Source organism: Mesorhizobium sp. M0227 (assembly GCF_040321855.1).
In the GTDB taxonomy this organism is placed as follows: Bacteria; Pseudomonadota; Alphaproteobacteria; order Rhizobiales; family Rhizobiaceae; genus Mesorhizobium.
Genome location: NZ_JAMYSJ010000013.1, coordinates 24,445 through 46,632 on the forward strand (window position 1 = coordinate 24,445; position 22,188 = coordinate 46,632).

Below are 22,188 nucleotides of genomic sequence, written 5' to 3' on the forward strand. Positions count from 1 at the left end.
TAGATTTGAACAATAGAGGCGAAATGCGCCGTGGCCCACATGCTAGGCTGGCGCCAAGGATGGAGACCGCCATGACCGCATGCATCGTTGGCTGGGCGCATTCGCGCTTCGGCAAGCTTGAGGGCGAAACGCTCGAAAACCTCATCGTCAAGGTCGCTACGGACGCGCTCGACCATGCCGGCATTGGTCCGGACGAGGTCGACGAGATCGTGCTCGGCCACTTCAATGCCGGCTTTTCGGCGCAGGATTTCACCGCCAGCCTGGTGCTTCAGGCCGACGACCGGCTGCGCTTCAAGCCGGCGACGCGCGTCGAAAACGCTTGCGCCACCGGATCGGCGGCGGTCCGCCAGGGCATCCGTGCCATCGACGCCAATGCCGCTCGCATCGTGCTGGTGGTCGGCGCGGAGCAGATGACGACAACGCCGGGGCCGGAGATCGGCAAAAACCTGCTCAAGGCGTCCTATCTGCCCGAGGACGGCGAGACACCGGCGGGTTTCGCTGGCGTCTTCGGCAAGATCGCGCAGGCCTATTTTCAGCGCTACGGCGACCAGTCGGATGCGCTGGCCATGATTGCCGCCAAGAACCACAAGAACGGCGTCGATAATCCCTATGCGCAGATGCGCAAGGATTTCGGCTATGAGTTCTGCCGCCAGGAGAGCGAGAAGAACCCGTTCGTTGCCGGCCCGCTGAAGCGCACCGATTGCTCGCTGGTCTCCGATGGCGCTGCCGCCCTTATCCTCGCCGACACCGCGACGGCACTGAAGATGCGCCGTGCCGTTGCCTTCCGCGCCAACGAGCATGTGCAGGATTTCCTGCCGATGTCGAAGCGCGACATCCTGACCTTCGAAGGCTGCGAACAGGCCTGGACCCGGGCGCTCAAGAACGCCGGCGTGACGCTCGACGATCTCTCCTTCGTCGAAACGCATGACTGCTTCACCATTGCCGAACTGATTGAATATGAGGCGATGGGCCTTGCCAAGCCGGGAGAGGGGGCCAAGCTGGCGCTGGACGGCACAACGGCTAGGGATGGTCGCCTGCCGGTCAATCCATCCGGCGGGCTGAAGGCCAAGGGCCATCCGATCGGCGCCACGGGCGTGTCCATGCATGTCTTGACCGCCATGCAGCTTGTCGGCGAGGCCGGCGGCATCCAGGTGCCGGGCGCAAAACTTGGCGGCATCTTCAACATGGGCGGTGCGGCGGTGGCCAACTACGTTTCCATTCTCGACCGGATCAGATAAACCGCCCGCATTTACGGGAGGGTTCATGACAAATCCGGTTCTGATCGAAGTGTTGCGCGGCGCGGTCGTCGAGAGCGCGCATCGCGGCTCAGTCGCGGTCTTCGATGGCGACGGCAAGCCTGTCTGGGAGATCGGCGACACGGCCAAGCCGGTGTTTCCGCGCTCGGCGGTCAAGGCGATCCAGGCATTGCCGCTGGTCGAAAGCGGGGCGGCCGATGCCTATGGTTTCGGCAACCGCGAACTGGCGCTTGCCTGTGCGTCCCATTCGGGCGAGCCGGCCCATGTCGAACTGGCGCGATCCATGCTGGCCAAGGCCGGGCTGGACGGTTCGGCTCTCGAATGCGGCACGCATTGGCCGTCCAATCATGATGCTGAGATTGCACTCGCCCGCGGCGGCGGCTCGCCGAACGCATTGCACAACAATTGTTCCGGCAAGCATTCCGGCTTCCTCTGCACCTGCGTCCACGCCGGCATTGCACATCGCGGCTATGTCAAGCCGGGACACGGCCTGCAGGAGATGGTGCGCGATGCCATGCAGTCGGTCACGGGCGCTGTCCATGGTGAGGACCAGCGAGCCATCGATGGCTGTTCGATCCCAACCTATGCGGTGCCGCTCAGGAGCTTCGCGCTCGGCTTTGCCCGCATGGCCACGACATCAGGTTTTGGCCCAGAGCGAGCCAAGGCTGCAAAGCGGCTGCTTTCCGCCTGCATGGCCGAGCCCTTCTTGGTTGCCGGCAGCGGCCGCGAAGACGTCGCGCTGATGCAGGCCGCACCAGGGCGGATTTTCACCAAAGGCGGCGCCGAGGGCGTCCATTGTGCCGCAATTCCGGAGCTCGGTCTCGGCATCGCGCTCAAATGCGACGATGGCGCCGGCCGCGCCGGTGAAGCCATGGCTGCCGCCGTCCTTGCCAAACTGTTGCGCGCCGACGAGGCCTTGGCGTTCAAGCTGAGCGAATTGGCAAACACGCCCATCGAAAACCGCAACGGTGCCAAGGTCGGGGCGCTGAGGCCGACAGCAGCCCTCAACTGACGTGATTGCGCTCGACGGTCAGATGCGCATAGCCGGTATTGTCCGATGACGTGAGATCGCCAGTCGCCGGTTCGGCCCAGCGCTGGCCGACAATGGCGCCGTTCAGCGCACCGTCGATGACATTGTCTGAAATGATGGCCGTACCGGCGCCCTCGACCACGGATACGACGATCCCGGTTCCGGCCTTGCGAATGATGTTGCCGGTGGCGACGACATTGCGCAGGTACGGGCCCCAGCCGATCTGCATGCCATAGAGCGGCGTGTTCTCGATGACGTTGTTGGAAACGGTTGTGTCGGCTTCGACGCCGATGCCAACGCCAAACCCTGGCGAGTCGGCGGGGTAGGGGCCGCTGGTCGACAGATTGCGCACAATGTTGCCCGAGCAGACGCCCATGCGGCCGCCTTCGTTGAAATTGACGATCGAGATGCCGTTGGCGGCACCGTCGACGATGTTGTTGCTGATGATGGCGCCTTCGAACGAGAATTCGGAATAGACCGCCGTTTCGCCCGAGCGCGAGCAGGTGTTGCCCGATATCTGCAGGTTGCTGGCGCTGTTGGCCCGGATCGCCGAGAAGGCGCAGTCCGAGACGATGTTGCCCGAGATGACGACATTGCCGGCGCGAAAGGCATTGATGCCGTTGCCGTTCTGCCCGGTTCCGCCGCCGCGTGCCTGGATCCGTTGGACGCGGTTGCCGGTGACCATGGTGCCGTCTTCCGCCGCCTGCCAGCGGTGCACGAGGATGCCGCCATTGGCGCAATCGGAGACGGTGTTGCCCGTGATAGACAGCCCGCCAGCCTCGACCGAGTAAATGCCGGCATCGGCGGCACCCGATATCTCGCTGCGCTCGACCCCGCCCGCCGCATGTTCCAGCGCCAGTCCGTTCTTGCCGCTGCCGGTGATCTGGCAATTGTCGATGGCGAGGTGCGCGATACGGCGCAGATCGAGCAGCCCTTGCGTGTAATCGCCCATCGTGCGGTTCGAACCATCGAAGACCAGACCGCTAAGTTCGATATGGTCGGCCTGTTCGGCCATGAACAGGTGGCCGTCACCGCCGTAAACGATGCGCGTCGCGCCCGGCACGCCGGAAAGACGCACGCGGCCGGGCAGCGAAAGATTGGAGACGACATAGGTGCCGGGCGGCAGGAATATCGGCATGTCGCGGCTGTTTGCGTCACGCAGGAGTTTGGCGAAGGCCTTGCTCTGATCGTCTGATGTGCCGGGCTGCACGCCGAGGTCGGTGGCATTGATCGAGCCGCGGATCGAGGCTTTCTCGATGCCAGTCAGGTTTGCGGCCACCGCCTTGCCAAGCGCAAGCCCCATGACGGCAAAGCCGGCGGTCCCGGTCAGCAGCGTTCGTCTGTTCAACATCGGCACAGAATCCCAGCGTTCAAGCCTGCTTATCGCAGGAATCGTGCCAGCCGTTCTGTCTCTCCTGCCGAGCGCGCGACAATGGCTTGTCGAGCAGCCTCTGCGGGCCTAAGTTCAGGAAATGAGCAGAGCTTTCACCCGCGAGGAAGACAGCGAAAATGCCATTGCCGGTGTAGGTGAACGGCCAGTCAGCCACCATCGCAATCTGGTGACGGAACGCGGCCTGGCGATGATCGACGAGAATCTTGCCGATCTGCGCGACATACTGGCGAAGGCCGAGCGCAAAGCCGACCGCGAGCGCATCGCGGTCGTGTCGCGCGACCTGCGCTATTGGACCGCCCGGCGTGAAAGCGCCGAACTCTCCGCACCGGAGCCGGGCAGCGACGTGGTGCGCTTCGGCATGGGCGTCACGATCGAAGGCGACGACGGCAGGAAGGTGCACTGGAAAATTGTCGGCGAGGACGAAGCCGATCCGGCCAAGGGTAGCATTTCGCATGTTTCGCCGATGGCCATGGCCCTGTTCGGCAAGAAGGTCGGCGACTTGGCCAGCGTCAACGGCAAGGAATGGGAAATCGTCAAGCTGTCCGAGAGCTAATCCTCGAGCTTGACGACATGGTCGCGGAAGAAAGCCGCGGCTCCAGTTTCATCGATCTCGCCAGCAGCGACCATCAAGACCAGTTGAATGACGTCCTGCTGGTCGGCCTCGACGCTCAATCCGTTGAAATAAAGAAACAGATCGGCCGCTGCAAAGGCAGTACGTTTGTTGCCGTCAACGAACGGATGATTTTTGGCGATGCCGAACAGGTATGCCGCCGCCAGTTCGCAAAGATCCGGATCGCCATAAATCTCTCGCTGCTGTGGACGGGAGAGCGCCGACTCCAGCATGCCTTCATCACGTATGCCTGCCGCCCCGCCGTGCAGGCGCAACTGCTCAGCGTGAAGCGACTCCACGAACTCCCTCAAATGATGCTCGGTCATTTCGCGAGCGCACGGTAGGCAACCTCGTACTTTTTCATCCGCTCGCGTGCGATCTTCATCTTACGCTCGAATTCCTCGGCGCTGTCTTCGGTGCGACGCAAACGAAGCTCTTCACCTTCCTGAACGATGACGATGCTGTCGCCTGCCTTCATGTTCAGACGATCGAGCAACTCCTTGGGCAGGATCACACCCTCGGAATTGCCGATCTTGCGAATGGTCGTGTTCATGACAGATATCCTGTTGCAACGCAGATTATAACTCGACCGGCGAGAAGTTGCAACAGATATTATAACAAGTCTAGGCCAGCAGCCGGTCCAACAAACGATCCGCTGCTTCCGGTATGACCGTGCCCGGCGGGAAGATCTCGGCAGCTCCCGCCTGCCGCACCGCGTCATAGTCTTGCGGCGGGATGACGCCGCCGGCGACGATCAGCATGTCGCCGCGGCCGAGCTTTTTCAGCGCGTCACGTAGTTCGGGGATCAGCGTCAGATGTCCCGCCGCCAGCGACGAGGCGCCGACGATGTGGACGTCCTGTGCGACCGCCAGCCTGGCGATCTCATCCGGTGTCTGGAACATCGCGCCGACGGTGACGTCGAAGCCGAGATCGGCGAAGGCCGTGGCGATGACCTTCTGGCCACGGTCGTGGCCGTCCTGACCCATCTTGGCGACCAGGATGCGCGGCTTGCCGCCGGTCTTCTTCTCGAAGGCGTCAAGCTTGTCCTGCAGACCCTCGACCACGGGATGATCGCCAAGCGCCTTGCGATAGACCCCGGAAATGGTCTGCACCGTGGCGACGTGGCGCCCAAACGCCCTTTCCAACGCGAATGAAATCTCGCCGACCGTGGCATTGGCGCGCGCGGCTCGGATGGCGAATTCCAGCAGGTTTTCATTGCCTTGCGCGGCACGGGTCAGCGCATCGAGCGCGCTTTCGACGGCGGCGACGTCGCGCGTGCCCTTCAGCCGTTGCAGCTTCGACAATTGCCGCGCCCTGACTTCGGCATTGTCGATCTTCAGCACGTCGACCTCGATGTCGGACTCGGGCCGATGGGCATTGACGCCGACCAGCATCTGCTCACCGGAATCGATGCGCGCCTGCGTGCGTGCGGCGGCTTCCTCGATGCGCAGCTTGGGTATGCCCTGTTCGGTCGCAGCGGCCATGCCGCCGAGCGCCTCGACCTCCTCGATATGGGCAAGGGCGCGCGCCGCCAGATCATGCGTCAGCCGTTCGAGATAGGCCGAACCGCCCCACGGGTCGATGATGCGCGTGGTGCCGGATTCCTTTTGCAGGATGAGCTGCGTGTTGCGGGCGATCCGCGCCGAATGGTCGGTCGGCAGCGCCATCGCCTCGTCGAAGGAATTGGTGTGCAGCGACTGGGTATGGCCCTGCGTTGCAGCCATCGCCTCGATCATGGTGCGGATGATGTTGTTGTAGGGATCCTGCGCCGTCAGCGACCAGCCAGAAGTCTGGCAATGGGTGCGCAGCGACAGCGAGCGCTCGTCCTTGGGCGAAAAATTCTTCTGCATCAGGGTCGCCCACAACAGGCGCGCAGCCCGCAGCTTGGCGACTTCCATGAAGAAATTCATGCCGATGGCCCAGAAGAAGGACAGGCGAGGCGCAAAGCGGTCGATGTCGAGGCCCGCCGCGACGCCGGCGCGGGCATACTCGATGCCATCGGCGATCGTGTAGGCGAGCTCAAGGTCGGCCGTCGCGCCGGCCTCCTGCATGTGATAGCCGGAGATCGATATCGAATTGAACTTCGGCATGTTCTTCGATGTGTATGAGAAGATGTCCGACACGATCCGCATCGAAGGTTTCGGCGGATAGATGTAGGTGTTGCGGACCATGAATTCCTTCAAAATGTCGTTCTGAATGGTCCCGGCGAGATCCTTCTGCGCAACGCCTTGTTCTTCCGCAGCGACGATGTAAAGCGCCATGATCGGCAGCACCGCGCCGTTCATCGTCATCGATACCGTCATCTCGTCGAGCGGAATGCCGTCGAAGAGCTGCCGCATGTCGAGGATGGAATCGATGGCGACGCCCGCCATGCCGACATCGCCGGCAACGCGCGGATGATCGCTGTCATAGCCGCGATGCGTGGCGAGATCGAAGGCGACCGACAACCCTTTCTGGCCGGCGGCAAGGTTGCGTCGGTAAAAAGCGTTGGAATCTTCGGCCGTCGAGAAACCGGCATATTGCCGGATCGTCCAGGGCTGCTGGACATACATGGTCGGGTAGGGGCCGCGCACGAAGGGCGGCAGGCCGGGATAGGTGTCGAGATGCGGCAGCCCCTTGAGATCGCTTTGATTGTACAGATGCTTGGCAATGAGCCCTTCCGGCGTGGTCCGCTGGCCTTTGACCTCGACAGGCGTGCGGCGTGGCGGGATCCAGCCGATCTGGCCGAAGTCCGGGATCAAGAGCCGGCTCCGATCGATTGGTCGATGCGGACTGGAAACAGCGGCTCGCAGACGGCAACGCCTTCGGTGAAGGCCGGTCGCCGTTCCGCCGCCAGCGTCTCGACCGGGCGTTCGTCTTTTGATGGATAGAGCGTGGTGCCGATGATGGCCCGTTCACCTGTGCGGTAGGCTGCATTGCGCTGCTCCGCCGCTGCGTGGACGCGCTTCTGGATGTGTCCGTCCTGAAGGCTGGACAGGACACCGCCCTCGGCTTCGATCGTCTGCAATTCCGCCCAGGCCAGCTCGCACAATTCCATGGTCAGCGCCTCGACAGCGCCGGAACCATAGGCGGGATCGGCGACATGATCGATATGGCTTTCATTGGCCATGATCAGCTGCGTGTTGCGGGCAACACGACGTGCAAAACCCGCCGGCAGACCATGCGCGATCGTGTGCGGCAGGATGGAGATCGAATCGGCGCCGCCGCACGCCGCAGCAAAGCATGCAATGGTGGTGCGCAGGATGTTGGTCTCCGGGTCCATCGCCGTCATCATGCGAAACGACGTCTCGGCATGGATACTGGCCGTGGATGTCGGGATCGAACAAGCCTCCTGCACCCGCGCCCAGAGCCTGCGCAGCGCCCGCATCTTGGCTATCGACAGCAACTGGTCCTGGTCGACGCTGAGTGCAAAACCGATATGAGGCGCAGCATAGACAAGCGGCTGCCGCGCCGTCTCGAACATTCTGAGATAGGAGACAGCCGAAGCCAGCATGATGCCAAGTTCCTGCGCTTCCGTGGCGCCGGCATTGTGGAACACGCGCCCGTCAGCTTCCAGCAGCACGCCCGGAACGCCCATCGCGAAGAAATGCGCCAGCGACTGCGGCATGGAGGCCTGCAGCGCCTCGATAGACATGCGCAGCCGACCGGTTCCCGCGAAGATCGCCGCTGGATCGATGCCGAAGGAGAGGTTGAGTTTTGCCGGGTCCGACCGCCGCTTGCTCAGGAAAGCGACCAGCCAGTCGGCCACGGCGCGGCTCCAGGGATGGGCGTCGATGCGAACCTGGATGCGGTTGAGCGGTATGCCGTCCAGCACCGCCTCCAACGCCTCCGCCGTTCTCGGCAAGCCGTATCCGAACGCGTTCGGCGCCCCTTCGAAGACCAGCGACAATCCCGTGGCACCTTGTGCAACATCCTCCAGCGCTTGGCTTCTGGCGCGGTTGATGTCGGGATCGTCGACTCGCTGGCTGACGATCCATGGCGATTTCGGGTTTGCGCGCACGATCGGTTCCGCCGCGGTGCTGCGGTCGTAGAGCGGTTCGATACGGATGTTGTCGTCGCTGTGCGAGACCAGCCTTTCCTCGAAGGAAGCGCCTGCCAATGCCTTTTCCGCCAAGGCGAGCCATCGCTGGCGCTCGGCGTTCTCGGGTTCCACGTCCTGGATCAAGGCTCCGGCGCCCATCCGTCCTCCTCGTTTCATGCGGCCGCACCAGCCGGGAGTGGTTCAGTCTACGGTCCCCGGTCCGATATCGCAATGCAATGCGCTTCCAGAGACCGGATTCGATCCATCAGATATAGGTCAGTCCGCGTGGACGACGATTGCCAAACAGCGGCAAAATCCGCAAGCTCCAAAAACCCGATTTGAACGAATGGCCCGGATTTGGACGAATGGCCCCGATTTGGACGAATGGCATTGTCGCTGTGCAATGGCCTCACTATACCTGCGGCAAGGCCACTGGCTTTAGACATCAGTTTGCGGAGACCGTGCATATGGCTGACAACACCAGTATTTTCATCGGCGCCAGCCGCAAGCCCGACGACAGCTATCAGCGTGCCGAGCAGCTGTTGCTGCAATATGGGAATCGTCATGGCCTGGTGACGGGCGCCACCGGTACCGGCAAGACAGTCACCTTGCAGATCCTGGCCGAAGGATTTTCCAACGCCGGCGTGCCGGTGTTCTGCGCTGACATCAAGGGGGACCTGTCGGGCATCGCGATGATGGGCACGGCACAGGATTTCCTCGTCAAGCGGGCCGAACAGGTCAAGCTCGATCCTTATGACTTCCAGGAATTCCCCGTTATCTTCTGGGACTTGTTCGGCGAGCAGGGTCATCCGATCCGCGCCACGGTTTCGGAGATGGGGCCGTTGTTGCTGTCGCGTCTGATGAACCTGACCGAGGCGCAGGAAGGCATCATGAACATCGCCTTCCGCCTGGCTGACGAGGAAGGTCTGCTGCTGCTCGACATGAAGGACCTGCAGGCGCTCTTGGCCAACATCGCCGAGCGTGCCGACGAGATCGGCTCACGCTACGGCAACGTGACGAAGCCATCGGTCGGGGCGATCCAGCGCACGCTGCTGGTCCTGGAGCAGCAGGGGGCCGCAAATTTCTTCGGCGAACCGGCACTGCGTATCGCCGATATCATGCGCACCACCCGTGACGGACGCGGCGCCATCAGCGTGCTTGCCGCCGACAAGCTGATGATGAATCCGCGGCTCTACGCGACCTTCCTGCTATGGCTGATGTCGGAACTGTTCGAGGTGCTGCCGGAAGTCGGCGACCCCGACAAGCCGAAGCTGGTGTTCTTTTTCGACGAGGCGCATCTTCTGTTCGACGAAGCACCCAAGGTGCTGATCGATCGCGTCGAACAAGTGGTCCGACTGATCCGCTCGAAAGGCGTCGGCGTCTATTTCGTCACGCAGAACCCTTTGGATATCCCTGAAAAGGTTCTGGCCCAGCTCGGCAATCGCGTCCAGCACGCGCTGCGCGCCTATACGCCGCGTGAGCAGCAGGCAGTCCGGACGGCAGCCGAGACGTTCCGGCCAAATCCCGATTTTGACTGCATGACCGCCATTACTCAGCTTGCCACAGGCGAAGCGCTGGTCTCGACGCTTGAGGCCAAGGGTGTTCCGTCCATGGTGCAGCGGACGCTTATCCGCCCGCCATCCTCGCGGCTTGGACCCATAACTGCCGCTGAGCGGCAAAAGCTGATCCAGGAAAGCCCGGTCGCCGGCCAGTACGATCAGGCCGTTGATCGCGAGTCGGCTTTCGAAATGCTGCAAAAAAAGGCCAAGGACGCGCAGGATGCCGAAGAGCAGGCCCAGCAGGCCGGCAGCGGCGGCTCGCGCTGGACCATTCCGGGCTTCGGCAATGACGATCCCGCGCCGCGATCCGGTGGCAGGCGCACATCTGCACCGCGCCCGTCCAGCCGCCAGACCGTGGCCGAGGCGGCGATCAAGTCCGTGGTGCGCTCCGTCGGCTCGTCGGTCGGCCGGGCAATCGTGCGCGGGATATTGGGCAGTCTTTCCAGAGGGCGGTGAGCTTCGGATCTGAGGCAGGGGCATCCGCTTTGGCGAAATGCCCGTGGCTTGGAGCCGCATCGGATAGGCGGCATTGGGACAGCCGGTTTTGGCGGAAAGACGTTGGCCGGTTCGAGGAGGGCCCGAACCGACCTTTTCTGCGTCAGGTCGCTTCGAGCACCATGTTGAGTGGGGTCTGGGCAGCCCGCCGGACACGAGAGAACCCACCTGACCGGATCACGTCCGTCAGCCGGTTCTCTCCTGCTTGAGCTCCGAGCGCGAGGCCCGTCTCCTGTGCCAGTGATGTGGGAACGCAGATCATCGTCGAGGCCGAGTAGTACAGCCGTCCGACCGGATTGATATTTTCCTCCAGAGTATCTCCCGCCATGGGTTCGACGATCATCCAGGTGCCGCCCTCTTTTAGCGATTTGCGAATATGCACCGCCGCGGCCTTTGGGTCGCCCATATCGTGCAGGCAGTCGAAGCAGGTGATCAGATCGAAGTCGCGCCCGCCAAAATCCTGGGCCCGGCCGACCTCGAAATTCAGGTTCGTCAGTCCATGCGACCGGGCATGCGCGGTCGCGGCGGCAATCGAGGCCGGATGGAAGTCGTAACCTATGAAGCGGGAGGCGGGGAACGCCTGCGCCATCAGGATCGTCGACAGACCGTGCCCACATCCAACGTCGGCCACCGATGCCCCTGCCTTCAACGTGGCGACGACTCCGTCAAGCGCCGGTAGCCAGTCCTTCACCAGGGCATTGACATAACCCGGCCGAAACAGACGTGACACGGCGCAGAACAGACACCCTGCCTGATCGCCCCAGGCAACGCCTCGCCCGGTCTTGAAAGCCGATTCCACTTTTGGCTGGTTCTCGACCATAGCAGCCGCGGTATCGAACCCGCCAATCAGATGGACCGGGCTGTCGGGTTCGGCAAATACGAATGACTGCTCGGGCGTCAACGAAAACCGTCCATGTTCATAGTGCACGTAGCCGGACGCCGCCTGCGCCGACAGCCATTCGCGAACGTAGCGACGCGCGCATCCTGCAGCATCGGCAAGTTCGTCGGCCTTCGCAGGGCCGATTTCCTTGAGCGTTTTGTAAAGACCCAGCGCATCTCCGATCCGAACCAACGGCACGCTGACCGCACCACCAAGGTCGCCCAAAACGCGGCCTACCAATTCATTGAGCCTGGTTTCATTGAGTTGCGTCATGTCGGGTTCCTCCTGATCTTCGGACGACGGCTTGTCGCTCCGCCGATTCCGAGGATGAGACCCCCTCTGATGATGGGCATGATGCAGCAGTCCCGTGGGGGAAGTGAAAGCGAATGCAAATAGGGACAGAAGTCCCTTATTTGTGGTCTGCGAGGAACTCAATCGGGCTGGGGCGCTCGCTCTCTGTCGGACAGCGTCATCACGATTGCCTGCGATCGGCTGTGGACGCCGAGCTTGCTGAAAATCATCGACAGTTGATTGCGCACGGTCTTCACGCTCTTGCTCAAGCGCTGCGCGATCGCGCGGTTGTCCAGCCCCTGTTTGACCAGATCCAGAAGCGCCGCCTCGGCAGGTGTCAGGCCGGCCTCTCGGATTGCGCGCGGCTGCCTGGGCCGCTCATGTCCGAGGAAGGCATCGAGTTCATCCTGGAACACCTTCCAGGCTGGCTCGGTCGGCAGGAGAACATGATTCTTGCTTTCAAGCGGCAGGAAGCGCGCTCCAGGGATCGCTGCGGCAAGCTTGCAGCCTTCATCGAACGGCACGCGCATGTCCCCGCGGCTGTGCGCGATCAACGTCGGGACGCGGAGTTTCACCGCGAGGTCGAGGACGTCGATCCCCTGCATCTGCCAGAGCAGGCGGGCGGCTACGTCGGCGCTTGCCGTCACGCGCTCAAGATCGCCCCACCAGCGGTGCTGTTCTTGTGTCCCGTTGGGAATGAAAAGGTTGGTGAAGAACTGGCAGAACGCAGGATTTTCGCGTCCCCAGCCAATGCGCACGAAATTGACGAGTGTTTCGGCTTCCAACCGCTCGGCCTCGGTCTGCGCTCGAACTCTCGCACCCTGGCCGTAGGCATTCAGCAGCACCAGATGCGACACCCGCTCAGGATGCCGCAGCGCATAGGCGATGCTGAGAGCGCCGCCTTGCGAAAGACCGAGCAGAACGAAACTTGGCTGCTCGATGGTCGCCGTCACGGCGTCCAGGTCTGCGTGCCACGCTTCGATCGAGAGGTCGGCGACATGGCGATCCGACAGACCGCAACCGCGTGGATCGTAGCGCACAAACTGGTTGTGGGCCGAAAGGGCCTGGAGCCATGGCCGCCAAACCGGGCTTTCGAGATCATAATCGACATGGCTCAGCCAGTGCGCCGCCCGAACGATCACCTTGCCTTCCCCGCATGATGCGACAGCGATGCGGGTACCGTCCTCGGACGTGCAGAACCGTATGCTCTGGCTGAGTTTCATCACCACAGAATATCGCAGTGGGCCGCCACGCGACAGACCGGTCTCCGCCGATGCAGAATCGGTTCCGTTTCAGAGAGACAATCCGGTGAAGGAGCGTCGTAACCGCCGCCCCTTCGCCTGCTCAGAAGATCGAATTGGTAATCGCCTTGACCGGTCCAAGTAGCACCGAACCGTCCGGCACGCCGGCGTCGATCGGGATCGCCTGTCGGTTGGCCGTCGCCACCATGGGTTGGCTGGCGTCGCTGGTCACGACGACCGGCGTCTTCGAGGGCACGCGATCATAGAGGTCGATAATGTCCTGGTTCATCAGACGCACGCAGCCTGACGATACCGACTTGCCGATCGACCGCCATTCAGGCGAGCCGTGCAGACGATAGAGCGTGTCGACATTGCCCTGGAACAGATAGAGCGCGCGTGCGCCGAGCGGGTTCTTGAGGCCGCCGGGCATGCCGCCATTGTCGGCGCTGTAGGGCTTCAATTCCGGCTGGCGGGCTATCATTTCGTCCGGCGGCGTCCACTTTGGCCATTTCTGCTTCCACTGAACGACGGCGTCGCCGGACCATTCGAAGCCGGCGCGGCCAAGGCCGACGCCGTAGCGTATCGCCTGACCGCCTGGACGAACCAGATAAAGGAAGTGGCCGGTGGTATCGACGACTATTGTTCCCGGCTTCTGTCCCGTCGGGTCGGGAACGATCTGACGCAGGAACTGCGGATCGATCTTGTCGATGGGGATGGCCGGCAAATCGAAGCCGCCGTCGCTGACTGCCGCGTACATCGTCACATAATCGGTCAGGGTCGGTTCGACATAGGCTGGCGGCGGCGGCTCGACCGGGCCCGGCCCGGTAGTGGCGCATGCGGAAACCGCGATCGAAGCGGCGCCCAGGGCTGCGGCGTTGAGAAAGCCGCGACGGCTCAGGCGAAAAGATTCGATTTCGGTTATGGACATGGTTGCCTTCTTTAAGTCTCAAATCGCAACAAAGCGTGAATTCGCCGACAGTTCCGCAGGGTGCCTGACAACACCTGGGGCGATAGGCGGTTCCGATTCTGGCCCGAACGTGGGCAAACAAAGGCGAAGCTGTGACCGAGCCGCTACTGTGGCGCCAGAGACACAGGTCTCCTAGCTGCCGGGCACAAGGGCTTCGAGCGACGGCAGTATAAGGGCCGGTGGGAAATCCTGGTATTCTTCGGGCTGGTTGGAACGGTTGATCCACACCGTGCGAAAGCCGAATTTGGTGGCGCCTGCAATGTCCCAGCGGTTGGAGGACTGGAAGGAAACCGCGCCGGGGTAGAGGCGCCAGCCGGTGGCGACCATATCGTAGACAGCCGGATCGGTCTTGAAGCGCCGCACCCTGTCGACGGAATAGATGTCATCCAGAACCTGGTCGAGCGCGGCGGATTTGACCGCTGCCTGCAGCATTTCGGGCGAACCGTTTGACAGAATCGCCAGCCTCGCTCCCGAAGCCTTGAGCGCCTTGAGCACGGCCGGCACTTCCGGATAGCAATCCAGCCGCCAGTAGGCATCCAGCAATATCGCCTTGAGACCGGGGTCGGCCGAGGGAACCTTGCGCAAGGCGAAATCGAGCGCCTGTTCGGTCAGTTGCCAGAAATCGGCATAGGCGCCCATCAGCGTGCGCACCCAGGAATATTCGAGCTGCTTGGCGCGCCAGATCTCGGACAACAATTGGCCGTCCGGCCCGATCCGGTCTGCATGACGGCGCACGGCGGCATGCACGTCGAACAGCGTGCCATAGGCGTCGAAGACATAGGCGGCGTATTGCATGACAACAGTTTTGAGGGCAGGTGCGACAAGGTGCAAGCTTTGATTGCATTGCGCCCCGGCACTGGCCTCAACAAAACTCCATGATGCCGGTTGACGGCGCCCGCCAAAGCATCTTCCAATGGCCGTCACACGAGACCGATTGAGGCGGGACGACACGATGACACTGGCGGCTGCGGCGCAATCCGCGACATGGACTTTCGTCGATGGTGATTGGCACGAGGGCAACGTCGCCATTCTGGGGCCGCGCAGCCACGCCATGTGGCTCGGCACTAGCGTGTTCGACGGTGGCCGCTGGTTCGAAGGCGTGGCGCCGGATCTCGACCTCCATGCCGCCAGGGTGAATTCCTCGGCGATCGCGCTCGGCCTGAAGCCGAACATGAGCGCCGACAAGATCGTCGGGCTGACATGGGATGGGTTGAAGAAGTTCGACGGCAAGACGGCGGTCTATATCAGGCCGATGTACTGGGCCGAGCATGGCGGCTATATGGGCGTGCCGGCCGATCCCGCCTCGACCCGCTTCTGCCTTTGCCTCTATGAATCACCGATGATTCCGGCGACTGGCTTTTCGGTGACCGTGTCGCCGTTCCGGCGTCCGACCATCGAAACCATGCCGACCAACGCCAAGGCCGGCTGCCTTTACCCCAACAACGGTCGGGCCATTCTCGAAGCCAAGATGCGCGGCTTCGACAACGCAATGGTGCTCGACATGCTGGGCAACGTCGCCGAGACCGGAACCTCGAACATCTTCCTGGTCAAGGACGGTCACGTCTTTACGCCTGCGCCGAACGGCACCTTCCTGTCCGGCATCACCCGCTCGCGCACGATAACGCTGCTCGGCGAATATGGCTTCAGGACCACGGAAAAGACGCTGTCGGTGCGAGATTTCCTCGAAGCGGACGAAATTTTTTCGACCGGGAACCATTCCAAGGTGGTGCCGGTCACGCGTATCGAGGATCGCAATCTGCAACCCGGGCCGGTGGCCAAAAAGGCGCGCGAACTCTATTGGACTTGGGCGCATTCGACTTCCCCTGCTTGAGCGGATAAAAAGGCGACCGACGCTTCATCCGGAGTTGTCCCAATCCATTCCAGACCTATCTTACTCCGGTATCGACACCGGATTTTTCCACGAGGGAGTACTATCCATGGCCTTTGAATTGCCCGCTCTGCCTTACGACTATGAGGCCTTGCAGCCTTACATGTCGAAAGAGACGCTGGAATATCACCACGACAAGCACCACAAGGCGTATGTCGATAACGGAAACAAGCTCGCCGCCGAGGCCGGCTTGGGTGATCTGTCGGTCGAAGAGGTGGTCAAGCAGTCGTTCGGCAAGAATGCCGGCCTCTTCAACAATGCTGCCCAGCACTACAACCATATCCATTTCTGGAAGTGGATGAAGAAAGGCGGCGGCGGCAACAAGCTGCCGGGCGCCTTGCAGAAGGCAGTCGATAGCGATCTTGGTGGCTATGACAAGTTCAAGGCCGACTTCATTGCCGCCGGCACGACTCAGTTCGGTTCCGGCTGGGCCTGGGTCTCGGTCAAGGATGGCAAGCTGGCGATCTCGAAGACGCCGAACGGCGAGAACCCGCTCGTTCATGGCGCGTCGCCGATCCTTGGCGTCGATGTCTGGGAGCACTCCTATTACATCGACTATCGCAACGCCCGGCCGAAATATCTCGAGGCGTTCGTCGATAGCCTGATCAACTGGGACCATGTCCTCGAATTGTACGAAAAGGCCTGATGCATGTTGCCCAAAAGTGCGCAGCGGTTTTGGGATAACGACATGCACGAAAACAAAGACTCAAACCGCGTCGTTCGAGTCCGCTTGAACACAGCGCGTTTGATGTCCTGATCGATCGTAGAGAAGCCCCGCGCGATGAACTGCTCCCCCGAAGGTTGATGCCCAACTTTCGGGGGGCAGTTCATCGAGCGGGGCTTTTCTTTTTCTGCGTCGAGATTCCCGTAACAACAAAGGTCTGGCAAAAATCATCAGGGGGAAGGGAATTTTCCCCCTGATGCATCCGTTAACGTCCTGTCCCGAAATGCCTTCATCATGGAGCCAATTGAATGAGAAAGCTTGTTATCGCCATCTCTATGCTCGCACTCGCGGCCTCGGCGGCTTTTGCCGACCCGATCCTCGATCGGCAGGCACTGATGAAGGAACGCGGAAAGATCGTCGGCGGCCTGTCGAAAGTGGTCAAGGGCGAGGAACCCTTTGATGCGGCGGCTGTGTTGACGCAACTTCAGGCGCTGCAGGCGAATGCCGACAAATTCGATGCCGATGCGCTGTTCCCGGCCGGCAACGACACCGGCGACACCACGGCCTCGCCGAAGATCTGGGAAGACATGGCTGGCTTCAAGGCAGCGGAGGACAAATATCTCGCCGACGTCAAGGCTGCGGTCGCTGCGGCTCCCGCCGATGCCGACGCGCTGAAGGCGCAAGTCGGCGCTATCGGCTCCGATTGCGGCACCTGCCATCAAGGCTACAGAATCAAGAAGGGCTGATCACCAGCCATGGCGTGGCTGAAAAAACTTGTCGGCGCCGTCGTCATTCTGGGCGGCGTCGGCGCGGTTGCCGGGTGGGTCCTGTCGGCGCCGGTGAGGCTCGACAGGGAAACTCTGGCCAAGCTCGGTCCTGGCGACGCTGCCAAGGGCAAGCGCATCTTTTATGCCGGCGGTTGCACATCCTGCCATGCAAAGCCGGGCTCACAGGGCGACACGCGGCTTCAGCTCGTTGGGGGCCTCGAACTCAAGACGCCCTTCGGAACCTTCGTGCCGCCCAACATTTCGCAAGATCCCAAGGACGGTATCGGCGCATGGTCTGTCGAGGACCTCGCCAATGCCATGCTGAAGGGCGTGTCGCCTTCTGGTGAGCATTTTTATCCGGCGTTTCCCTATGCATCCTACGCGCGCATGAATCCGGCCGACATTGGCGATCTCTATGCCTTCTTGAAGACGTTGCCGGCCGTCGCCGGCAAGGCGCCGGGCAATTCGCTCGATTTCCCCTTCGATATCCGCCGCGGCATCGGCCTGTGGAAATTGCTCTACCTCAGCGACCAGCCGGTTGTTGCCTTCCCCGAAGGCACGCCTGATCCGGTGATATCAGGCCGCTACCTGGTCGAAGGGCCAGGCCATTGCGGCGAATGCCACACGCCGCGCGATCTTGCGGGCGGCACGAAGAAGAACGAATGGCTGGCGGGCGCCGTGGCCGCGGAAGGCAGTGGCGTCGTGCCGAACATCACATCAGGCGAGGGCGGTCTCGCCGAATGGTCGGAGGCAGATATCGCCAACTATCTCGAAACCGGCTTCACGCCCGATTTCGATTCGGTCGGCGGCGCCATGGTCGACGTCCAGCGGAACATGGCCGAACTGACGCCGCAGGACCGTGCGGCCATCGCCGCCTATCTGAAGGCGATCCCGGCGCATCCAAACGGCTATCCGGCCCGCAAGAAGACGGCGAACTAGACCGGGTCTGCGGATAACAGGTGGCGGTCGCCGAGAAAATCGAAGCCCGTTTCGAAGAAATGGTTGTAGTTGCAGGTCAGCTCTTCGCCAGGCGCGATGTCGCGCAGCGCAAAGCTCTCCTCGGGTGAGGAGACGTCGCAGTTCGGCTCGTCGGCATGGTTCATATAGCGCGCGTCGTCGGCTTCGAAGACGATGTAGTTCGGATCGCGGCGGTCGGGATAGGAGTAGCGATCGAGATAGCTCTTCACCGGGCCGGCCACGCGCTCATAAGTCTCGACCTCGATGAGCCGATCGAACCTTGGGTCCAGCTTCCAGATCAGAGTGCCGCGAGGAATGTGGTTCTTGGCAAAGACGCCGATTCCCTGGATAGGCGATTTGTCGAGATAGACGTCGACGAGCAGCATAATGGACCTTTACGCGATTGGAGGCTGTCAGGCCGGGAAAAGCCGCGCACTGGGTAGCGCGCGGTCACCGCAATTGCGAGTGAAAATGAGCAACGGGAACTTCAAAAAGTCCTGATCAACCAGCCCTCCGGAAAGGGCGCGTCGATCATCGTCTGGAGTCAGCGTTGCTGCAGCGCCAGACGGACGCCCAAAGCGCAGTAGATGCCGCCGACAACTTTGCCCTGCCATCGTAACACTGACGGATTTCGGCGCAGGAGCGTGCCGAGCCGGCCAGCGCTCACGGCAAAGACGACCGTGCTGAAAAGGCCCAGTACGACGAAGATGACCCCCAACGCGGCCATCTGAAGCATCACCGTTCCGTTTTCAGGCCGCACGAACTGAGGCAGGAAGGCGAGGAAGAACAGAGCGGTTTTGGGGTTGAGCACTTCGGTCAGGACAGCCTGTCGAAACGCCTTGCCGGCAGAGATCGCAAGCGCGCCGGCAGCCGGATTGGCCGGTGTTTTCTCCATGATCGCGCGAATGCCGAGATAGATCAGGTAGGCCGCGCCGATGTACTTTATGACGATGAACAGCGTCGCCGACGCGGCGATGACCGCCGATATGCCGATCATCGCCATGACGGTGTGAAAGACATCGCCGGCAGCGATCCCGGCGCCCGTCGCGATGCCGACCTTGGTTCCGGAACTCGTTGCCCGGGCGATCGTCAGCAGGGTGGCGGGGCCTGGAATGAAGACGAAGCCGAAAACGACCGCGATGTAAGCGATCAGAGTGGTGAGGTCGATCATTTGTTGGTTGCTCCCGTAGGCTGCGCCTTGCCCATCACTTTCAGCGCGAAGGAATAGGTGTAGGCGATCTCTTCCAGCCGCGAAAACCGGCCGGAAGCGCCGGCATGGCCCGAATCCATGTTGATCTTGAACAGAACCGGATTGTCCCCGCTCTTGCGATCACGCAGGCGGGCCACCCATTTGGCCGGTTCCCAGTAGGTGACGCGCGGATCGGTGAGACCGGCCAGCGCCAGGATCGGCGGATAGTCGTGATCAGCGACATTGTCATAGGGCGAGTAGGCGGCAATGGTCCGGTAGTCGTCGGCGGACGCGATCGGATTGCCCCATTCGGGCCATTCCGGCGGCGTCAGCGGCAGGGTCGCATCGAGCATGGTGGTGAGCACATCGACGAAGGGAACCTCGGCGACAATGCCGCCAAAACAATCCGGCGCCATGTTGGCGACGGCACCCATCAGCATGCCGCCGGCCGAACCGCCCTGCGCGACGATACGGTCATGCGCCGTGTAACGCTCCGTGACCAGATGGCGCGCGACGGCGATGAAATCGGTGAACGTGTTCATCTTGTTCTCCCGCTTGCCCTCATCGTACCAGCCATAGCCCTTGTCCTTGCCGCCGCGAACGTGAGCGATGGCGAAGACGAAGCCACGGTCGACCAGCGAGAACCAGTTGGTGTTGAAGGCGGCCGGCACGGTGATGCCATAGGAGCCGTAGCCATAAAGCAGGCAAGGTGCGGATCCATCCAGCGGCGTGTCGCGATGATGCAAAAGCGAGATCGGCACCAGTTCGCCGTCGCTGGCCGGCGCCATCAGGCGCCGCGTGACATAGTGGTCCGCATCATGGCCGGACGGCACTTCCTGGGTCTTCAGCAGCACCCGCTCGCGGGTGCGCATATTGTAGTCGAACACCTGCGCCGGCGTCGTCATCGACGAGTAGGAAAAGCGCATGATCTCGGTGTCGTACTCATAAGAACCCGACAGTCCGAGCGAGAAGGCCTCCTCGTCGAGGGACAGAAGATGCTCCTCGCCGCTGATCCGGTCGCGCACGACGATGCGCGGCAGGCCTTCCTTGCGTTCGAGCCGGACCATGTGGTCCCTGAAGCCGATCACCGACAGGATCAGCCGACCGGGCTCATGCGGCACCAGTTCCTGCCAGTTGGCGCGCACGGGATCGCCCGCCGGTGCCGTCATGATCTTGAAGTCCTTGGCGCCGTCGGCATTGGTCAGGATGAAGAAGATATCGCCGCCTTCTTCCAACTCGTACTGAAGGCCAATCTCGCGCGGCGACACCAGTTTCGGCTCGGCAAACGGATCGTCGGCGCGCATCAGGCGGTATTCCGAGGTCTCGTGATCGTTGATGCCGATCATGATCCACTCGTTGTTGCGGGTGCCGTCGACATTCATGAAGAAGCCGGGATCGGTTTCCTCATAGATCAGCCGGTCGCTTTGCGGGCTGTCGCCAAGCGCATGGAACAGCACCTTCGACGGGCGGTGGTTGGGATCGAGACGTGTATAGAAGAAGCCGTCATTGCCAGCGTTCCAGACACCTGAACCGCCGGTGTCGGGGATCTGGTCCGCAAGCTCCCTGCCGTCGGCAAGGTCACGCACGCGAAGCGTGTAGAATTCGGAGCCCTTGTCGTCGAATGCCCAAAGCAGCCTTGCGTGGTCGGCCGAATGGTCGACGCCGCCAAGACGGAAATAGGCCTTGCCCGCGGCCTCCGCGTCGCCATCGAGCAGGATATGCTCGGCGCCGCCGTCGCGTGGCATGCGGAAATAGCGCGGCTGCTCGCCACCAAGCTTGAAGGACGAGCCATAGGCATAGGGTCCGTCCTTCATCGGCACGGAAGAATCGTCTTCCTTGATACGGCCCTTCATCTCCTTGAAAAGCTGCTTCTGCAGTTCGGCCGTGTCGGCCATCAGCTTCGACTGGTACGCGTTCTCCGCCTCGAGTTCTGCGCGGATTCCCGCATCGAGCAATGACGGGTCGCGGAACATCTCCTGCCAGTTGCCGGCCCGCAGCCAGGCATAGTCGTCGGTTCGCGTGATGCCGTGATGCGTGTCGGAAACCGGCCGCTTCTCGGGCGTAGGCGGGCTGACGATCGGAAATATGGATGTCTTGGTCATTGCGTCTCGCTTTGCCAGTATCTTGAATGGGCCAGTATCTTGAATAGGCCAGTATCTTGAATGGACCATCTCAAATGGAGAATATCTTGAACGGCGAATGAACACGCCGCTCAGGGCAGGTTCAAGAGCCACAGCGTATGGGTTGTGTCGGCTCCAGGAGATGAGCCGGGAGGAGAGATGATGACTATTTGGTCTCGGACTGCTGCGGCTTTCGCCGTTGCTTCACTAACTCTGGCCTTTGCCGGCCAGTCTCATGCGACCGTATTCGCGGCTTGGCAAGTGGCCAATGTGCCGTTCGGCGATACGCTCAATGTACGCAAATACCCTTCGGGCACATCCCAGAAGCAGGCGGGATATCCGAACGGGACCGTTCTGCAGATGACCGGGCGATGCACCGGCGGAATAAACCTGCTCGACATCGCCAACCAGCCGGCATGGAAACAGGAACAGAAGATTCGCTATCGCTGGTGCGAAGTCTGGCATGATCCGGCCCAGAACGGCAATTTCATCACCGGCTGGGCCTATGGCAAATACATCACCCCGCATTGATTGACGCGGCAGCAATCAGCCGATCGGTTGGATGACAGGCATGCATGATTGCTTGCGTATGACCACGGCAACCTACGGTTTTGTGGATAAATGTGAACAACCAATATTGCTCGGGCGATAGCCAAGCAAGATCAAACATTAAAACCCGTGTCGTGAGTTGCCACGAATGTAACGGCGATCTGACGTTACGTCAGCCGCCGCCGGCGGGAGCGCGAAATATCGATAAATTACACAATGCACGAAAGATTGAAGCTGATCGTGGAATAATTGATCAATATCGTTCAATATAGCGTAAGGGCCGAATTGACTTACTTGGTCTGCGCGCTCAT

The 22,188-nt window shown here is 61.6% G+C and carries 21 protein-coding genes; 9 read left to right on the plus strand and 12 right to left on the minus strand.

What is annotated here, in order from left to right:
* The first annotated feature begins 71 nt into the window (after positions 1-71).
* Positions 72-1,238 (plus strand): acetyl-CoA acetyltransferase, encoded by a 1,167-nt coding sequence (locus NKJ00_RS18900; RefSeq protein WP_127292472.1) that lies wholly within the window; start codon positions 72-74, stop codon positions 1,236-1,238.
* 25 nt (positions 1,239-1,263) lie between these two features.
* On the plus strand, positions 1,264-2,268 hold the full coding sequence (locus NKJ00_RS18905) for an asparaginase (protein ID WP_352441316.1): 1,005 nt from the start codon (positions 1,264-1,266) through the stop codon (positions 2,266-2,268).
* Here NKJ00_RS18905 and NKJ00_RS18910 read toward each other — a convergent pair.
* Positions 2,261-3,637 carry a TIGR03808 family TAT-translocated repetitive protein gene (locus NKJ00_RS18910; RefSeq protein WP_352441315.1) on the minus strand — a complete coding sequence of 459 codons (1,377 nt, stop codon included), beginning with the start codon at positions 3,635-3,637 and terminating at the stop codon, positions 2,261-2,263. The two genes, NKJ00_RS18905 and NKJ00_RS18910, sit on opposite strands and share 8 nt — an antisense overlap.
* Before the next feature lie 121 nt (positions 3,638-3,758).
* Between NKJ00_RS18910 and greA the strand changes: the two genes are divergently transcribed.
* Positions 3,759-4,232 carry a transcription elongation factor GreA gene (greA, locus tag NKJ00_RS18915; RefSeq protein WP_352441314.1) on the plus strand — a complete coding sequence of 158 codons (474 nt, stop codon included), beginning with the start codon at positions 3,759-3,761 and terminating at the stop codon, positions 4,230-4,232.
* Here greA and NKJ00_RS18920 read toward each other — a convergent pair.
* The 4 genes from NKJ00_RS18920 to NKJ00_RS18935 form a co-directional block, all read right to left on the minus strand.
* The gene (locus tag NKJ00_RS18920; RefSeq protein WP_352441313.1) at positions 4,229-4,615 is read right to left on the minus strand and encodes a type II toxin-antitoxin system death-on-curing family toxin; all 387 of its coding nucleotides are present in this window, start codon (positions 4,613-4,615) and stop codon (positions 4,229-4,231) included. The genes greA and NKJ00_RS18920 overlap by 4 nt on opposite strands.
* On the minus strand, positions 4,612-4,842 hold the full coding sequence (locus tag NKJ00_RS18925; protein ID WP_023760503.1) for an AbrB/MazE/SpoVT family DNA-binding domain-containing protein: 231 nt from the start codon (positions 4,840-4,842) through the stop codon (positions 4,612-4,614). The genes NKJ00_RS18920 and NKJ00_RS18925 overlap by 4 nt, the downstream gene beginning before the upstream one ends.
* 70 nt (positions 4,843-4,912) lie before the next feature.
* Positions 4,913-7,030 carry a methylmalonyl-CoA mutase gene (gene scpA, locus NKJ00_RS18930; protein WP_023812773.1) on the minus strand — a complete coding sequence of 706 codons (2,118 nt, stop codon included), beginning with the start codon at positions 7,028-7,030 and terminating at the stop codon, positions 4,913-4,915.
* Positions 7,027-8,469, minus strand: a complete 1,443-nt coding sequence (locus NKJ00_RS18935; protein WP_352609878.1) for a methylmalonyl-CoA mutase subunit beta — start codon at positions 8,467-8,469, stop codon at positions 7,027-7,029. Before NKJ00_RS18935 ends, scpA begins: the two co-directional genes overlap by 4 nt.
* A gap of 308 nt (positions 8,470-8,777) precedes the next feature.
* Here NKJ00_RS18935 and NKJ00_RS18940 point away from each other — a divergent pair, with 308 nt between their 5' ends.
* Positions 8,778-10,325, plus strand: a complete 1,548-nt coding sequence (locus NKJ00_RS18940) for a helicase HerA-like C-terminal domain-containing protein (protein ID WP_352609877.1) — start codon at positions 8,778-8,780, stop codon at positions 10,323-10,325.
* A 142-nt stretch (positions 10,326-10,467) separates the two neighbouring features.
* Here the strand turns inward: NKJ00_RS18940 and NKJ00_RS18945 are convergent, their stop codons facing one another.
* The 4 genes from NKJ00_RS18945 to NKJ00_RS18960 form a co-directional block, all read right to left on the minus strand.
* The gene (locus tag NKJ00_RS18945) at positions 10,468-11,517 is read right to left on the minus strand and encodes a class I SAM-dependent methyltransferase (RefSeq protein WP_352630769.1); all 1,050 of its coding nucleotides are present in this window, start codon (positions 11,515-11,517) and stop codon (positions 10,468-10,470) included.
* A 158-nt stretch (positions 11,518-11,675) separates the two neighbouring features.
* Positions 11,676-12,758: an alpha/beta fold hydrolase gene (locus NKJ00_RS18950; RefSeq protein ID WP_352441365.1), complete on the minus strand. Its 1,083-nt coding sequence runs from the start codon at positions 12,756-12,758 to the stop codon at positions 11,676-11,678.
* Positions 12,759-12,879: 121 nt separating this feature from the next.
* Complete coding sequence (locus tag NKJ00_RS18955) at positions 12,880-13,704, minus strand: L,D-transpeptidase (protein WP_352609874.1); 825 nt, start codon at positions 13,702-13,704, stop codon at positions 12,880-12,882.
* A gap of 171 nt (positions 13,705-13,875) precedes the next feature.
* On the minus strand, positions 13,876-14,538 hold the full coding sequence (locus NKJ00_RS18960) for a haloacid dehalogenase type II (RefSeq protein ID WP_023812779.1): 663 nt from the start codon (positions 14,536-14,538) through the stop codon (positions 13,876-13,878).
* 157 nt (positions 14,539-14,695) lie between these two features.
* On the opposite strand from NKJ00_RS18960, the gene NKJ00_RS18965 reads away from it, so the two are divergent.
* The 4 genes from NKJ00_RS18965 to NKJ00_RS18980 all read left to right on the plus strand — a co-directional run bounded on the left by NKJ00_RS18965 (position 14,696) and on the right by NKJ00_RS18980 (position 18,001).
* Complete coding sequence (locus tag NKJ00_RS18965) at positions 14,696-15,574, plus strand: branched-chain amino acid aminotransferase (protein WP_352609872.1); 879 nt, start codon at positions 14,696-14,698, stop codon at positions 15,572-15,574.
* Between the two features lie 106 nt (positions 15,575-15,680).
* On the plus strand, positions 15,681-16,277 hold the full coding sequence (locus NKJ00_RS18970; protein ID WP_023812781.1) for a superoxide dismutase: 597 nt from the start codon (positions 15,681-15,683) through the stop codon (positions 16,275-16,277).
* Positions 16,278-16,603: 326 nt separating this feature from the next.
* Positions 16,604-17,041 (plus strand): c-type cytochrome, encoded by a 438-nt coding sequence (locus NKJ00_RS18975; protein ID WP_352609870.1) that lies wholly within the window; start codon positions 16,604-16,606, stop codon positions 17,039-17,041.
* Between the two features lie 9 nt (positions 17,042-17,050).
* Positions 17,051-18,001, plus strand: coding sequence for a cytochrome c (locus tag NKJ00_RS18980; RefSeq protein WP_023812783.1), 951 nt, complete (start codon positions 17,051-17,053; stop codon positions 17,999-18,001).
* Here the strand turns inward: NKJ00_RS18980 and NKJ00_RS18985 are convergent.
* The 3 genes from NKJ00_RS18985 to NKJ00_RS18995 form a co-directional block, all read right to left on the minus strand.
* Complete coding sequence (locus NKJ00_RS18985) at positions 17,998-18,405, minus strand: SET domain-containing protein (protein ID WP_023812784.1); 408 nt, start codon at positions 18,403-18,405, stop codon at positions 17,998-18,000. The two genes, NKJ00_RS18980 and NKJ00_RS18985, sit on opposite strands and share 4 nt — an antisense overlap.
* Before the next feature lie 158 nt (positions 18,406-18,563).
* A complete protein-coding gene (locus NKJ00_RS18990) occupies positions 18,564-19,190 on the minus strand; it encodes a LysE family translocator (protein WP_023812785.1) in 627 nt (208 codons plus the stop codon).
* Entirely contained in the window at positions 19,187-21,310 is a 2,124-nt protein-coding gene (locus tag NKJ00_RS18995; protein ID WP_352609869.1) for a S9 family peptidase, read from the minus strand. Before NKJ00_RS18995 ends, NKJ00_RS18990 begins: the two co-directional genes overlap by 4 nt.
* Positions 21,311-21,490: 180 nt before the next feature.
* On the opposite strand from NKJ00_RS18995, the gene NKJ00_RS19000 reads away from it, so the two are divergent.
* The gene (locus NKJ00_RS19000) at positions 21,491-21,859 is read left to right on the plus strand and encodes an SH3 domain-containing protein (protein WP_023812787.1); all 369 of its coding nucleotides are present in this window, start codon (positions 21,491-21,493) and stop codon (positions 21,857-21,859) included.
* Positions 21,860-22,188 lie beyond the last annotated feature (329 nt).

Bases quoted from the DNA above. Each gene is read 5' to 3' on its own strand.
- NKJ00_RS18900 (WP_127292472.1), top strand. From the start codon at position 72: ATGACCGCATGCATCGTTGGCTGGGCGCATTCGCGCTTCGGCAAGCTT.
- NKJ00_RS18905 (WP_352441316.1), top strand. From the start codon at position 1,264: ATGACAAATCCGGTTCTGATCGAAGTGTTGCGCGGCGCGGTCGTCGAG.
- NKJ00_RS18910 (WP_352441315.1), bottom strand. From the start codon at position 3,637: ATGTTGAACAGACGAACGCTGCTGACCGGGACCGCCGGCTTTGCCGTC.
- greA (WP_352441314.1), top strand. From the start codon at position 3,759: ATGAGCAGAGCTTTCACCCGCGAGGAAGACAGCGAAAATGCCATTGCC.
- NKJ00_RS18920 (WP_352441313.1), bottom strand. From the start codon at position 4,615: ATGACCGAGCATCATTTGAGGGAGTTCGTGGAGTCGCTTCACGCTGAG.
- NKJ00_RS18925 (WP_023760503.1), bottom strand. From the start codon at position 4,842: ATGAACACGACCATTCGCAAGATCGGCAATTCCGAGGGTGTGATCCTG.
- NKJ00_RS18935 (WP_352609878.1), bottom strand. From the start codon at position 8,469: ATGGGCGCCGGAGCCTTGATCCAGGACGTGGAACCCGAGAACGCCGAG.
- NKJ00_RS18940 (WP_352609877.1), top strand. From the start codon at position 8,778: ATGGCTGACAACACCAGTATTTTCATCGGCGCCAGCCGCAAGCCCGAC.
- NKJ00_RS18945 (WP_352630769.1), bottom strand. From the start codon at position 11,517: ATGACGCAACTCAATGAAACCAGGCTCAATGAATTGGTAGGCCGCGTT.
- NKJ00_RS18950 (WP_352441365.1), bottom strand. From the start codon at position 12,758: ATGAAACTCAGCCAGAGCATACGGTTCTGCACGTCCGAGGACGGTACC.
- NKJ00_RS18955 (WP_352609874.1), bottom strand. From the start codon at position 13,704: ATGTCCATAACCGAAATCGAATCTTTTCGCCTGAGCCGTCGCGGCTTT.
- NKJ00_RS18960 (WP_023812779.1), bottom strand. From the start codon at position 14,538: ATGCAATACGCCGCCTATGTCTTCGACGCCTATGGCACGCTGTTCGAC.
- NKJ00_RS18965 (WP_352609872.1), top strand. From the start codon at position 14,696: ATGACACTGGCGGCTGCGGCGCAATCCGCGACATGGACTTTCGTCGAT.
- NKJ00_RS18970 (WP_023812781.1), top strand. From the start codon at position 15,681: ATGGCCTTTGAATTGCCCGCTCTGCCTTACGACTATGAGGCCTTGCAG.
- NKJ00_RS18975 (WP_352609870.1), top strand. From the start codon at position 16,604: ATGAGAAAGCTTGTTATCGCCATCTCTATGCTCGCACTCGCGGCCTCG.
- NKJ00_RS18980 (WP_023812783.1), top strand. From the start codon at position 17,051: ATGGCGTGGCTGAAAAAACTTGTCGGCGCCGTCGTCATTCTGGGCGGC.
- NKJ00_RS18985 (WP_023812784.1), bottom strand. From the start codon at position 18,405: ATGCTGCTCGTCGACGTCTATCTCGACAAATCGCCTATCCAGGGAATC.
- NKJ00_RS18990 (WP_023812785.1), bottom strand. From the start codon at position 19,190: ATGATCGACCTCACCACTCTGATCGCTTACATCGCGGTCGTTTTCGGC.
- NKJ00_RS18995 (WP_352609869.1), bottom strand. From the start codon at position 21,310: ATGACCAAGACATCCATATTTCCGATCGTCAGCCCGCCTACGCCCGAG.
- NKJ00_RS19000 (WP_023812787.1), top strand. From the start codon at position 21,491: ATGACTATTTGGTCTCGGACTGCTGCGGCTTTCGCCGTTGCTTCACTA.